At 50.5% G+C, this 13,079-nt stretch carries 13 protein-coding genes; 9 read left to right on the top strand and 4 right to left on the bottom strand.

The window, feature by feature from the left end; all coding sequences use genetic code 11:
- Positions 1-236: 236 nt before the first annotated feature.
- Both J4D97_RS06940 and glmM read right to left on the bottom strand, forming a co-directional pair.
- Entirely contained in the window at positions 237-1,403 is a 1,167-nt protein-coding gene (locus J4D97_RS06940; RefSeq protein ID WP_208306926.1) for a cysteine desulfurase family protein, read from the bottom strand.
- A gap of 193 nt (positions 1,404-1,596) precedes the next feature.
- The gene (gene glmM, locus J4D97_RS06945; RefSeq protein ID WP_185282307.1) at positions 1,597-2,991 is read right to left on the bottom strand and encodes a phosphoglucosamine mutase; all 1,395 of its coding nucleotides are present in this window, start codon (positions 2,989-2,991) and stop codon (positions 1,597-1,599) included.
- A gap of 170 nt (positions 2,992-3,161) precedes the next feature.
- Here glmM and mazG point away from each other — a divergent pair, with 170 nt between their 5' ends.
- From mazG to J4D97_RS06990, 9 genes are all read left to right on the top strand, one after another.
- Positions 3,162-4,004, top strand: coding sequence for a nucleoside triphosphate pyrophosphohydrolase (mazG, locus tag J4D97_RS06950; RefSeq protein WP_208306927.1), 843 nt, complete (start codon positions 3,162-3,164; stop codon positions 4,002-4,004).
- A 259-nt stretch (positions 4,005-4,263) separates the two neighbouring features.
- The gene (locus J4D97_RS06955; RefSeq protein ID WP_208306928.1) at positions 4,264-5,136 is read left to right on the top strand and encodes a MotA/TolQ/ExbB proton channel family protein; all 873 of its coding nucleotides are present in this window, start codon (positions 4,264-4,266) and stop codon (positions 5,134-5,136) included.
- 67 nt (positions 5,137-5,203) lie between these two features.
- On the top strand, positions 5,204-5,827 hold the full coding sequence (locus J4D97_RS06960) for an ExbD/TolR family protein (protein ID WP_208306929.1): 624 nt from the start codon (positions 5,204-5,206) through the stop codon (positions 5,825-5,827).
- Positions 5,828-5,841: 14 nt separating this feature from the next.
- The gene (locus tag J4D97_RS06965; protein ID WP_185282303.1) at positions 5,842-6,363 is read left to right on the top strand and encodes an ExbD/TolR family protein; all 522 of its coding nucleotides are present in this window, start codon (positions 5,842-5,844) and stop codon (positions 6,361-6,363) included.
- On the top strand, positions 6,360-7,208 hold the full coding sequence (locus tag J4D97_RS06970) for an energy transducer TonB (protein WP_243900176.1): 849 nt from the start codon (positions 6,360-6,362) through the stop codon (positions 7,206-7,208). Before J4D97_RS06965 ends, J4D97_RS06970 begins: the two co-directional genes overlap by 4 nt.
- Positions 7,209-7,474: 266 nt before the next feature.
- Positions 7,475-8,323 carry an energy transducer TonB gene (locus J4D97_RS06975; RefSeq protein WP_208306930.1) on the top strand — a complete coding sequence of 283 codons (849 nt, stop codon included), beginning with the start codon at positions 7,475-7,477 and terminating at the stop codon, positions 8,321-8,323.
- A gap of 169 nt (positions 8,324-8,492) precedes the next feature.
- Positions 8,493-8,750, top strand: coding sequence for a hypothetical protein (locus J4D97_RS06980; RefSeq protein WP_208306931.1), 258 nt, complete (start codon positions 8,493-8,495; stop codon positions 8,748-8,750).
- A complete protein-coding gene (locus J4D97_RS06985; protein ID WP_243900177.1) occupies positions 8,737-9,696 on the top strand; it encodes a PstS family phosphate ABC transporter substrate-binding protein in 960 nt (319 codons plus the stop codon). Before J4D97_RS06980 ends, J4D97_RS06985 begins: the two co-directional genes overlap by 14 nt.
- A 37-nt stretch (positions 9,697-9,733) precedes the next feature.
- Positions 9,734-11,353 (top strand): tetratricopeptide repeat protein, encoded by a 1,620-nt coding sequence (locus tag J4D97_RS06990; RefSeq protein ID WP_185282301.1) that lies wholly within the window; start codon positions 9,734-9,736, stop codon positions 11,351-11,353.
- Positions 11,354-11,426: 73 nt separating this feature from the next.
- On the opposite strand, the gene J4D97_RS06995 is transcribed toward J4D97_RS06990, so the two are convergent.
- Positions 11,427-12,479: an RluA family pseudouridine synthase gene (locus tag J4D97_RS06995; protein WP_208306932.1), complete on the bottom strand. Its 1,053-nt coding sequence runs from the start codon at positions 12,477-12,479 to the stop codon at positions 11,427-11,429.
- An 80-nt stretch (positions 12,480-12,559) separates the two neighbouring features.
- Positions 12,560-13,079, bottom strand: a 520-nt coding sequence (locus J4D97_RS07000) for an OmpH family outer membrane protein (RefSeq protein WP_208306933.1), incomplete at its 5' end; no start/stop codon positions are given.

The following is a 13,079-nucleotide window of genomic DNA, read 5'->3' on the forward strand; positions in this document are numbered from 1 at the left end:
GCTTGTACAATGGGTAGCGGGATAAAATCGGTAACAGCGAGTATATCTACTGCACAGCCTGAAATGACGCTCCAGTTGGTATACCACTGTGCGTATATTGTTTTGGTTGCGACAACGGCGCAACAAGCGGCCTTCTGCCGCTATCCGTCTGAAATATTCTGTGACGAGGTAGGGCGTGACAGTCAGGCTAGCATTATATAATAACCAAGCCTTCAAGGAGGAATATTACGAAAGAGCTACACTGCTTCGCGGTGATACATTTTCGCTAATTGCGCTACCGCATAATCAACCTCTTCAGGTGTATTGTACTTGCTCATAGAGAAGCGAATGGCGCCGCGGTTCGGGTCGCAGTTCATAGCCGTGAGTACGTGTGAACCCGCATTGGCCCCGCTAGTACACGCCGAACCACCCGATACCGACACACGGTTGATGTCGAGGTTGAACAGCAACATCTCGTTTAGTTCGGACGGTGGCAAGCTCACATTCAGCACTGTATACAGGCTTCTGTCAGCTTCTGCGGAGTGGCCGTTGAACTGCACGTCATCAATCCCCGCCCGTAGCTTTTCGATAAACCGATCTTTCAGGCCTTGGATATGCTGATGGTGCGCAGCCATGTCGCGGTAGGCAATTTCCAATGCTTTAGCTAGCCCCACAATACCATACACATTCTCAGTACCGGCCCGCACGTTCCGCTCCTGCGAGCCCCCGTGGATAAGCGGCCTCACCTGCAACTCCGGATTGCGGTATACAAACCCTACCCCTTTCGGCCCATGAAACTTATGAGCTGACCCAACCAAGAAGTGGGGTTTTAGCTGCTGCACATCGTGGCGGTAGTGCCCCATGGTTTGCACCGTATCGGTATGAAACACAGCCTGGTGCTGCCGGCAGATATCGGAAATAGCCTGCACGTCATTAAGATTGCCTACCTCATTGTTGCCGTGCATCAGGCTGACCAGAGCGCGGGGCTGCCCGGCCAACAGCTCTTCCAAATGCGCCAGATTCAACGTACCTAGTGCGTCTTGCTGCACGTAGTGGAGCGTAATGGCTCCTGATTTTTCCAGTGCTTGCAACGGATGCAACACCGCATGATGTTCCAACGGCGACGTAATAGCCCGCGTTAGCCCCAGCGTTTGGATGCTGCCGAAGATGGCATAATTATCTGCCTCGGTGCCTCCTGAGGTAAACGTAATTTCAGCAGGCGCAGCATTGATAAGGTGCGCAATAGTCTTGCGAGCATTTTCCAGCACTGCCCGCACCTTGCGCCCATGACCATGAATGCTGCTGGGGTTGCCGTAAAACTCACGCATAAATGGCAGCATTGCTTCCAGCACCTCGGGGTCGAGCGGCGTAGTGGCAGCATTATCGAAATAAACGGTGGTAGGGGTAGCAGAAGCAAGCGCCATAGTAGCAGAGGGGTTACGTAAGGACTACACGTAGCACGTGTAGCCGCAACGGGTATATAAAAATAAAGGATTCCGGCATGGGTCCCGGAATCCTTCACTCACACAGCCACACAATTAGCTGTTACTGTAGCATGCCAGCAGGCGATACAACAACAAAACAAACAAGTAACTTGCATATGGTTTCGGGAAGAAACTACGCCTTTTGAGAAATAATCTCCTTAATGTCGCCAATAATTTTATTGGCCAAGTGGTCGGCAGTGGCGTTCGATTCCGATTCGGCGTAGATGCGGATAATCGGCTCGGTATTCGATTTGCGTAGGTGTACCCACTCTTTATCAAACTCGATTTTCACTCCGTCAATCGTGTTGATAGGATGCTTGGCGTAACGCTCCTGCATCTGCACCAGCACTTGGTCGGTATCGATATCAGGCGTTAGCTCGATCTTATTTTTCGAAATGAAGTAATTGGGATAAGACGCCCGCAGCCGGGTCATCGTCATTTCTGTTTTAGCCAAGTGCGTCAGGAAAAGCGCAATGCCTACCAACGCGTCGCGGCCGTAGTGCAGCTCGGGTAGGATGATACCTCCGTTGCCTTCGCCGCCAATCAGCGCGTTGGTTTCCTTCATCTTGTTCACCACGTTCACCTCACCTACGGCAGCAGCGGCGTAGGTACCGCCGTGTTTCTCGGTCACATCGCGCAGGGCACGGGTGCTACTCAGATTGCTCACCGTATTGCCACCGCCATTTTCTTTCAGCAAATAATCGGCTACGGCAACTAGTGTATATTCTTCGCCAAACATCTCGCCGTTTTCGCACACCAGTGCTAGCCGGTCTACATCGGGGTCAACTACAATGCCCAGGTCGAAGCCACCACGCGACAGCACTTTGGCTATATCACGCAGGTTTTCAGGTAGGGGCTCTGGGTTGTGCGCAAAATCGCCGGTAGGTTCGCAGAATAGCTTTTCTACTTTCTCTACCCCCAGCGCTTCCAGCAGTTGCGGCACGGCAATACCGCCCGTTGAGTTCACGGCATCTACTACCACCCGGAAGTTTTTCGCACGGATTGCTTCTACGTCTACCTGCGGCAGAGCCAGTACGGCATCAATGTGCGTTTGCAGGAAGGTATCGTCGGTGCTGTAGTTACCAAGTTTAGTGACAGGCGCAAAGTCAAACGCTTCCATGTCAGCTAGGGCCAATACCTGCTGCCCTTCTGTATCCGAAATGAATTCGCCTTTTTGATTTAATAGCTTCAGCGCATTCCACTGCTTAGGGTTATGCGAAGCGGTGAGAATAATACCGCCTCCAGCTTGTTTGGCCGGCACGGCCATTTCAACAGTAGGCGTTGTGCTCAGCCCCAAATCTAGTACATCAATACCCAGTCCTTGGAGAGTAGCAGCTACCAGTTTGCTCACTATATCGCCTGACAAGCGAGCATCGCGGCCAATTACAATAGTAGTCTGAGAAGAGTTAGCCAGCATCCAGGTGCCAAAAGCAGCGGCGTATTTCACTACGTCAATGGGTGTCAAGCCTTCACCGGGAGCACCGCCAATAGTGCCGCGAATGCCTGAAATAGATTTGATAAGTGCCACGAGTACGGGTTCGTTTTTAAAGTGCGCAAAAGTAGAAAATAGTGGCTGCTTTCCCTAAAGTAGTTAGGTGATGTGCCAAGTTGCATTCGGCGTAACCAGCACATATAAATAGAGTCGCTGTCTACCCCTTATACGGCAACGAAGCAGAATGTCTTTGTATATTTGGCTGAATGGATACTACTTCTTCCTCTGCTCGTGCGGCCCAACTAGCTGCTTTCGGCCGTTTACTCGATGTGCTTGACCGCTTGCGTGCCGAGTGCCCGTGGGACCGTAAGCAAACGATGCAAACGCTACGGCACCTAACAATAGAAGAAACTTACGAGCTGAGCGACGCCATTCTACGCAACGACCTCCCCGACGTGCGCAAAGAGTTAGGCGACGTCATGCTTCACTTACTCTTTTATGCCAAAATAGCTTCCGAAACGGGTCAGTTTGACATTGCTGATGTCCTGAATGCCCAATGCGAAAAACTTATTTTCCGTCATCCGCATATCTATGGCGACACTAAGGCCGACACGGAGGAGGACGTGAAGCGCAACTGGGAGCAGCTGAAATTGAAGGAAAAAGGCAATACGTCGGTACTAGGCGGCGTTCCCGTATCTCTTCCTGCTTTGGTAAAGGCCATGCGCATTCAGGAAAAAGCCCGCGGTGCCGGCTTCGATTGGGAGCGGCCCGCGCAGGTTTGGGAGAAGGTTCAGGAAGAATTACAGGAGTTCGGCGAAGAATATTCAGCAATCGACACCGCAGATACAGCCCGCCAGGAGCGTGCTGCTCAGGAGTTTGGCGATTTGCTGTTCTCGTTGGTTAATTTTGCCCGGTTCGCCGGCATAAACCCTGAAGAGGCACTTGAACGTACCAACCGGAAGTTCATCCAGCGCTTCCAGTTTTTGGAATCCGCAGCGGCCCGCGACGGACATCAGCTAGCTGATTTGACCCTACCCGAGATGGACGTGTATTGGGAGACAGCTAAAAAAGCTCTATCTTTTGCTCGAGATTCCGCAAACCAGGAATAGATTTTTTTAAGCCTCAAGCCTTTTCAGACCGTTTAAACGCATTTTTCTTTTGGCTACCTATTCCTTTTTCATTAGGTTTGCCAAGGCTACCTTGCCATCGTAAGTGGGACAATACATGCGGTTGATAGCTTTGCTTCTTCCTCTCAATTTTTGGGCCAACTATTTGAGCGAACAACACTCTCAACCTATATTTTCTAAACTGACACAAACGTTTTACATTTTTCAACCTTTCACCAACCTCCCCTAATTTTCCGGAACAATGGAACAAAAGAATGCCACGAACAAGAACGTGCGGCCTGCCGCTCCCGCTGCCCCCAAGGGTGAAGCAAAAGGCGGCTCTGCGTTCGCCGCCATCGTTATTCCGCTGGCTTTTGTAGTTGCTCTCATTATTTACAAATTCGTCTTCGGTAACCCGTCCAACTTCCAAGGCAACGACAACGAGAACCTACCCTTGCCTGGCAATTACATGGGCACTATATACGCCGGTGGTATTATTGTACCGGTGCTGCTGACGCTGCTCATTTTGGTTATTACCTTCTCAATTGAGCGTTTCCTAACCATTGGCAAAGCCAAAGGCGCTAAGAGTATTGAAAGCTTTGTGCGTTCGATCCGCCAGAAGCTGAACGTAAACGACATCGCAGGTGCTATTGCCGTGTGCGACCAGCAGAAAGGCTCGGTAGCAAACGTAGTGAAATCGGGCTTGCTTAAGTACCAGGAAATGGCTCGTGAGCGTGGCATGGACAAAGACCAGAAAATCCTGTCGATTCAGAAAGAAATCGAAGAATCGACGGCTTTGGAACTACCTATGTTGGAGAAGAACTTAGTTATCATCTCGACCATTGCTTCGGTTGCTACCCTAGTAGGTCTGCTCGGTACGGTATTCGGTATGATCCGCGCCTTCGCTGCTCTGGCTAACGCCGGTGCTCCTGACACAGCTGCTCTGTCGACGGGTATCTCGGAAGCCTTGATCAATACGGCTCTGGGTATTGGTACTTCTGCCCTGGCCATTATTGCATACAACTACTTCACGAGCCAAATCGACGTTCTTACCTACAGCATCGACGAAGCTGGCTTCAGCATTATCCAAACGTTTGCTTCGCAACACGGCGAAACGGAAACTTATCCTGCTTAAGTTGCGGTTTACGCACTAAAGCCTAGTTTCTTAACGTTTTGAATTTTGCTAACTAACACTTTCAGCAATGCCTAAAGTAAAACCTCACAGAACGTCCCCCTCGTTGGATATGACTCCGATGGTGGACTTGGCATTCCTGCTAGTGACTTTCTTCATGCTCACGGCTAAGTTTGCGCCGCAAGAAGACGTAGTAGTAGATACTCCTGCTTCCATCTCCGAAATTCGTTTGCCTGAGAGCCACGTAATGGTTATCTCCATTGACAAGGACAAGCGCGTATTTTTCGGGTTAGATGATGCGAAGGTGAAAGAGGATCTGTTGGCTACCGTAGGTGCGAAGTACAGCGTGGGTTTCACGGCAGAGCAAGCTAAACGCTTCACTGGTTTGGCGAGCTTTGGAGTACCCGTGCAGCAATTGCCTAGTCTGCTGAACCTCTCTAGTGAGGAGCGTCAGAAGGCACCGCAGCCCGGTGTTCCCATTGACTCGGTTAATAACCAGCTAATTGAATGGGTGACTGCTGCGCAGCGGGCTGAGTACAAAGCCTTCAACAAGCCCGCTTATATCGCCATTCGTGGCGATGGTGCTGCCGACGTGCCCACCGTATTGAAAGTCATTAAGCTTCTGCAGGATAAGGATATCAACACTTTCAATCTGATTACCGACTTGGAAGGTAAGCCGGTAGCTGGAAACTAACCGACCTTATAAACATGGCAGAAATACAACAAAAAGCCGACTCCGGTGGCGGAGGTAAGAAGCGGGCCAAAAAAATGTCGACTAAAATCGATATGACCCCTATGGTAGATTTGGCCTTCCTGCTACTTACCTTCTTCATGCTCACCTCTACGTTCAGCAAGCCTACCGTCATGGAGCTGAACATGCCTGCAAAGATCAGAGATGAGCGAGAGAAAACGGAACTGAAAGCGTCCAATGCTTTCACTGTTCTTCTCGGTGGGGACAACAAGATCTACTATTACGATGGCCTGCTAGATAACAATGTGAAGCCGGACTTGAAGTCTTCGGATTTCAGTGCTGATGGTATCCGCAAGGTATTGTTCGAGCGTAAGCAGCGTAATCCGAATGTAGTGGTGATGATTAAGCCAGATGATACCTCCACGTATAAAAACATGGTGGATATTCTGGATGAAATGAACATCACGGGACAGAAAAAATATGCCCTGATGGAGATTTCGACGAATGATCAGGACTTAATTAAAGGCTCAGGGCTATGATGGATAACGCACAACTGGCCAAGGCTTCTCTCAACGACATCGTTTTTGAGGGTCGCAACAAGGCTTATGGAGCCTATGTGCTCCGCGGCTTGTATAACAAGCACGTTACCCGGGCGCTGTTGATTGCCGTTGCTTTCTTTGCTTTTGCCGTGAGTATTCCGACAATTGCGAATCTGCTAAAGCCTGAAGAGGAAGTAGTGGAAGCACCGAAAAATCTACAGACCGTAGAGTTGATGGCGCCGCCACCACTCAATCCGGCTACACCGCCACCACCGCCACCACCACCGCCACCACCTCAGGCGCCACCACCACCGCCACCAGTTGTTTCGACGATCAAGTTTACGCCTCCCGTGGTAAAACGCGACGAGGAAGTACGCAAGGTGGAAGAAGTGCCAGACGTTGATAAGCTGTCGACGACAACCATTTCGACGGAAACGGTGAAAGGTACCACGGATGTGCCCCCACCACCAGACCTGAACGGTATTGAAGGTGGAACTGGCAAAGAGCCAGTGAAAGAGGTAATCGACACTAAGGTGTACAACTACGTGGAGCAGATGCCAGAGCCTCCGGGCGGTATGGGCGCTCTGCTGCAATACATCGGGAAAAACATTAAGTATCCCGCTATGGCATTGCGCAACCAGGTAGAAGGCAAAGTATTCGTGAACTTCGTAGTAGGTCCGGACGGCTCTATCTCTGGGGTTAAAATCCAAAAAGGCATTGGTGCCGGTTGCGACGAAGAAGCAATGCGGGTTATCAAAGGCCTACCGAAATGGACTCCAGGTAAGCAGAACGGTCGGAATGTAAGCGTATCGTTTACTGTACCAGTAACCTTCGCTATCAAGTAAGCCGAAACAGCTTCCGATAGAAAACAGAAAGCCCGAATTGAGCATTGCTCGGTTCGGGTTTTTTGTTTTCTATCGGAAGCTGTTTTGATGCTTCGTACGAAGACTGATTGTAATGTACTTTTCAAAAAAAATGCAACGCCTCTATATACCATTTCTCAGATAGGTACCGTTGATGAGATGAAAGCAGAACGCTATTGGCAATTGGCCGTAACCTGCTTGGGTAATGCGCATTACGGATATGGTTTCACTATTTAACCCCTCTGCCCATGAATACCCTACACCTCCCTACCGCTACCCTCGATGATATCGTCTTCGAAGGGCGTAACAAAGCTTATGGTGCTTTTGTGCTTCGGCGGCTGTATCATCAGCACCTGACGCGGGCCGCTCTTATTGCCTTCTCACTGTTTTTATTGCTGGTGAGCGTTCCGCTACTAGTAAATAAGATATGGCCCACCACCATTGCGACTATCCTCCCCCCTGCCCTGGAGGATGAAGGGCTGAAACTAGTAGATGTGGTTTTGCCGCCGCCAGCAGAGCAGATTGAAGCAACGGTAGCGCCCCCTGCGGCGGTAGTAGTAACACCTATACAAGAAGAGGTACCTACCCACGTGGTGCCCGACGAACAAGCGAAAATAGAGCCTGTAAAGGCAACGCCGCCTACTACGCTTAACGACGGTATACTTGGCGATGTTGAACGTGTAGGTGAAATAGGGGGTAGTGCCGCAGGTAAGATAGGAGCTACTGGTAACGCTACTACTGGCGTCAGCGACTCTGGCACCACCGTGGCCGCACCACCGGCCCAACCGTTTATACACGCGGAGGTAATGCCTGAATTTGCTGGTGGGCCTGATGCTTTGCGGAAGTTTATGCAGAAGAATCTGCATTACCCTACCCAAGCGTTATCGAACAATGTTGCCGGCAAGGTGTACGTATCGTTTGTGGTGAATACGGATGGTTCTATCACGAACGTAGAGATTGTGAAAGGCCTAGGCTACGGAACAGACGAGGAGGCGATGCGCGTCATACGCAAGATGCCAGCTTGGACGCCCGGCCGTCAGAACAGCCATACAGTACCCGTGCGGTATACCATGCCCATTACTTTTCGATACGAGTAATCATATTTTCCTATATACTAGCGGTCAGAAACAGTCAACGGGGTTTCCGTTGACTGTTTTTTGGTTTTAGTTGCCGTTCCCAAAAGGAGCTGACGCGCACAAAACGAACAAAATCCCTTCCTTTTAACGTTAAAAAAATAAAAACTCCTTTCGCTTACATCTTTTAAATATGCATCGCCCTACCACGGAAGAGCGGCTGGGCCGCTCCACTTCTTCGTCTTCTCTCACCCGATACTTTTTATTGCTCATGGCCGTTATTTACTTCGGCCTTGGTGTTTACTTGGTTGCAGCACCCAATGGCGCCTTCAATCTGCCATTAGGACCGCGCCGAATATTGGGGGGAGTATTCATATTTTACGGAATTATTAGATTTGTCCGGATTTATCGTCAGCACTTTCAAAAAACCTATGATAATGATGCGCGCTAGCCGTTGGGTGCTGGGGGGAATAGTAGCTCTGGCTGGTTTGGCAGCGAGTTGCAACCGACCTAATGAGAAGGGCGAACTGGAGGTGAACGATACGCCTACCTCTGGCAAGCTCACCATTAGTGTAGATGAAACGTTTCAGCCTATTATGAAGGCCGAGACCGACACGTTTCAGGAACTCTACCAGTATGCTAAAATTACCTCGAGCTATAAGCCTGAGCAAGATGCAGTAGAGGACCTGCTAGCTAACCGCTCGCGGGTGGTAGTACTATCGCGTGAGCTGACAGCCGACGAGCGTGCTACCTTGAATAAAGACAAGATCGTTCCGGAGGTTGTACGGGTAGGAACCGATGGCTTGGCCATTATTCTGCACCCATCTAACCTAGATACGCTGCTGACCATGGATCAGCTGCGGGACATATTCACGGGCAAAACCACACGTTGGGACCAGATAAGCGGTAAAAAAACGTTGAGTGATATCAACGTGGTTTTTGATGCTAACCGCTCGAGTACCACCCGCTTTGTACAGGATTCCATCACCCGCGGCGCGGCACTGACTTCGAAGATTTATGCTTCTAAATCGAACCCTGCCCTGATTGACTACGTTGCTAGTCATCCAAACGCAATCGGCGTAATAGGCGCTAATTGGATCAGCGACCGGGATGATAAAACCGTAGAAAACTTTTTAGATAAGATTCGGGTAGCCGCCATTGCCCCCAAAGCGTCGGCCAATCCAGATGACTATCTTCAGCCCTACCAAGCTTACTTAGCACTGAAAACGTATCCGTTGCGCCGCAATTTGTATGTTATCAGCCGCGATGCCCGCACAGGCCTAGGCAAAGGCTTGGTTGCTTTTGTAGCAGGTTCTAAAGGTCAGCTCATTATCTTGAAATCAGGATTAGTGCCGGCCATTGGACAAACTCGAATTGTAAATACCGCAGCTCAATAGTTGCGTATCCTTCGCCCTTTCACCAAATTTTTGATTTATGACTCTCAAGCCCTGGAAGCTTTCTCTTCTCGCTGCTTTGTCGGTATACGGCTCTTCTGCTGTTGCCCAAAATGTGCAGAGCGCGCAGAAAGCCATTGAACTTGAGCGCTACGGACAGGCTCGTGCCGATCTGTTGCGCCAGCCACAGTCTCCTGAAGCAAATTACGAGCTTGGTCGTTTGTACCAGTTCCGCGATATGCCAGACTCGGCGGCTTATTATTTCAACAAAGGCGCCAACGACCCCAAATCTGCACTATCGATGGTAGCTGCTGGTCGGGCCGCATTGGCACAAGGCAAGACCACGGAAGCGGAGGCGCGTTTCGACGAAGCCGTTAAGAAAACTAAGGGTAAGGATGCCGATATCCTCACCAAAATTGCCCAGGCTTATGCCGAGTCGGACGAGAAGAACATCACTAAGGCGCTGACTTATGTGGAAGCTGCGCACAAAGCCAACAAAGAAAAGGATACGCCTGCGTTGATGGTAGCGCGTGGTGATATCTACCTGAAAACGGCTGAAGGTGGTGGTAATGCTTCGGGCAGCTACGCTCGTGCGCTTCTAGCCGACCCTAACAACGTACAGGCTTACTACCGTCAGGGTCAGTTGAACGTACGCGCCCGGAACTATAACGAAGCCCGTACGGCCTTCGAAAAGGCTATCAGCCTCGATCCGAACTACGCTCCTGCCTACCGCGATCTGGCCGAAACGTATTACTACGCTGGTCAGTATGATCTGGCCTTGCAGACGTTCCAGAAGTATATTGATCGGGCTGAACGGACGCCTCAAACGAATGCAACGTATGCTGCTTTCTTATTTCTGACCAAGAAATATCCAGAAACTGTTACGGAGGCTCAGAAAGTATTGGCGGTTGACCCCAAGAATGTGGCTATGAACCGCCTGGTTGCTTACTCGCTCTACGAGGATAAGAAGAACGAGGAGGCCATGGCAGCCATGCAGAAATACATGTCGCTGGTGCCGGCTAACAAGCTGATTGCTGATGACTATGTATATCTGGGCAAAATGCAGGTAGCCGCAAATAAATTTGATGAGGGTATTGCCTCCATCAAAAAGGGTATCGAGATGGACCCTCAGAAAGCCGGTGACCTGCAAAACGACTTGGCCCAGGCCTACCTGACCAAGAAGGATTACCCCATGGCAGTGGCTACCTATAAGACCAAAATTGCCAACCAAATTAAGGCAAATGGTAGCGCTGAGCTAACGGACCAAATCCGTTTGGCTAATGCATATGAGTACAACAAGCAGTATGCAGAGGCTGATAGCCTCTACGCTGGCGTGCTAACTGCCCGCCCTGAGTACGCTGCTGGTTATTTGATGCGGGCTCGCGTGAACTCTAACCTTGACCCTAACTCCACAGAAGGTAAGGCCAAGCCGCATTACGAGAAGTTCTTGGAGATGATGAAGGCAAATCCTGAAGATGCTGCTCGTTACAAGAACGAAGTGTTGACGGCGAACAAATATCTGGGTTATTATTACTACCAGAAGGGCGACAAAGCCGCTTCCCTACCATACTGGCAGGCAGCTCTAGCCATCGACCCGAACGACAACCAAGCCAAGACTGCTGTAAACAGCATCTCGGGCGCTAAGACTGCTCGTAAATAGCATACAGGTTATAATACCAAACAGCCCGCTGTCAAAAATGACAGCGGGCTGTTTTGCTTTAATACCAAGTTGTCTATTCTTCGGTAACGTACTCTTCCCACGCGGCCAGCACATTAGCAAAATCGGTAGGCAGCTCTACTTCAAACTGCATGGGAGCTCCTGAAATGGGATGCACAAAACCCAGTGATTTAGCGTGTAAAGCCTGCCGTGGCATCAAGGTGAAAGCCTTTTCGACAAACGCTTTGTACGCTCCTGTACGTTGACCATAAAGCACCTTATCACCGCCATAGGTGGCATCTGAAAACAGCGGGTGACCAATATGTTTCATATGCGCTCGAATCTGGTGCGTGCGGCCTGTTTCGAGGTTGCATTGCAGCAGGGCTACGTGTCGGTAAGTGCGCAATACCTTATAATGCGTCACGGCATGTTTGCCTTGGTCGCCGTCGGGGTACACAGCCTGCACCTTGCGGTCTTTCAGGCTGCGGCCTATATGTCCCGTAATCGTTCCTTCTGGCTCTTTAGGTATGCCCCACACCAACGCCAAATACGTGCGCTCGATGGTATGGTGAAAGAATTGCTGCGACAAGTGTGTCATGGCCCATTCAGACTTACCAACCACTAGCAACCCGGATGTATCCTTATCGATGCGATGCACTAAGCCCGGTCGGATTTCGCCGTTGCGCCCAGTAGGTAAGTTGTGCAGATGGTAGGCCAAGCCATTGACTAGCGTTCCGTTCCAATTACCGAAAGCTGGGTGCACCACCATCCCGGCTGGCTTGTTTACCAATAGTAGCGACTCATCCTCGTAGCGAATATCCAGCTCCATGGACTCGGGCACCACCTTGAACTCGCGAGGCGGTTCGGGGAGCGTCACGGTCACCACATCTAGTGGTTTTACGCGATAATTGGCTTTGGCCGGCTTGTCGTTCACCTGCACTGCTTCTGCCTTAATCGCATTCTGAATGCGGGTACGCGACGTGCTGGGTAGGCGATTGAGCAGAAACTTATCTAGCCGCAACAGCTCCTGCCCTTTGTCGGCCCGGATGCGGTGGTGTTCGTAAAGTTCATCTCCACCTTCGTCCTCATCAGGCGGAATAGGTAGGGCATCATCGGGCAAGGGTAGCATAACACAAAGGTAGGGGCATATAACAGAAAAGCCGGAACCTGTGGGTTCCGGCTTTTCATTATGCAATACGGGTAAGCTAACTATTTCTTCTTTTTGCCCGAAGAGGCAGGTGTCGCAGCAGACTTAGGTGCAGCAGGTGCTGGGGTAGCGGCTGGGGTAGGTGCAGCGCCAGGAGCGGGCGGCGTGATGCCCATTTTCTTCAACACCAAATCCGAGATATTACCTTCTTCGGGACCATGCAATAGCACAGGGCTGTCGCCGTCTGAATTTAGCACATAGGTGTAACCGCTTTCTTTAGCGACATCGTCGATAGCCTTTTGCAGCTTGTCGAGAGCAGGCTTTAGCAAGGTTTGCTGACGCTGCTGCAAGCTCTGATCGGCATTGCGCTGAAACTCTTGGATAGACTGCTGTATATTTTGCAGCTCTTTTTCTTTGTCAGCACGCACCACATCAGACATAGCGCTAGCACCTTTCTGATACGCCTCTCCTTTCGTTTGATACTCAGTGTATTTCGTTTTCAACTGCGCTTCCAATTGCGAGCTGTAAGTCTTCAGCTGTGACTCAATCTGCTTGCTTTCAGGCATCTGGGCTAGCACATAC

Origin of the sequence: Hymenobacter defluvii (assembly GCF_017589435.1) — a bacterium.
Classification (GTDB): Bacteria; Bacteroidota; Bacteroidia; order Cytophagales; family Hymenobacteraceae; genus Hymenobacter; species Hymenobacter profundi.

Excerpts from the sequence above, each read along its gene's own strand:
- J4D97_RS06965 (WP_185282303.1), top strand. The coding sequence starts at position 5,842 with ATGGCAGAAATACAACAAAAAGCCGACTCCGGTGGCGGAGGTAAGAAG.
- J4D97_RS06955 (WP_208306928.1), top strand. The coding sequence starts at position 4,264 with ATGGAACAAAAGAATGCCACGAACAAGAACGTGCGGCCTGCCGCTCCC.
- J4D97_RS06975 (WP_208306930.1), top strand. The coding sequence starts at position 7,475 with ATGAATACCCTACACCTCCCTACCGCTACCCTCGATGATATCGTCTTC.
- J4D97_RS06980 (WP_208306931.1), top strand. The coding sequence starts at position 8,493 with ATGCATCGCCCTACCACGGAAGAGCGGCTGGGCCGCTCCACTTCTTCG.
- J4D97_RS06995 (WP_208306932.1), bottom strand. The coding sequence starts at position 12,479 with ATGCTACCCTTGCCCGATGATGCCCTACCTATTCCGCCTGATGAGGAC.
- mazG (WP_208306927.1), top strand. The coding sequence starts at position 3,162 with ATGGATACTACTTCTTCCTCTGCTCGTGCGGCCCAACTAGCTGCTTTC.
- J4D97_RS06940 (WP_208306926.1), bottom strand. The coding sequence starts at position 1,403 with ATGGCGCTTGCTTCTGCTACCCCTACCACCGTTTATTTCGATAATGCT.
- J4D97_RS06985 (WP_243900177.1), top strand. The coding sequence starts at position 8,737 with ATGATGCGCGCTAGCCGTTGGGTGCTGGGGGGAATAGTAGCTCTGGCT.
- J4D97_RS06970 (WP_243900176.1), top strand. The coding sequence starts at position 6,360 with ATGATGGATAACGCACAACTGGCCAAGGCTTCTCTCAACGACATCGTT.
- J4D97_RS06990 (WP_185282301.1), top strand. The coding sequence starts at position 9,734 with ATGACTCTCAAGCCCTGGAAGCTTTCTCTTCTCGCTGCTTTGTCGGTA.
- J4D97_RS06960 (WP_208306929.1), top strand. The coding sequence starts at position 5,204 with ATGCCTAAAGTAAAACCTCACAGAACGTCCCCCTCGTTGGATATGACT.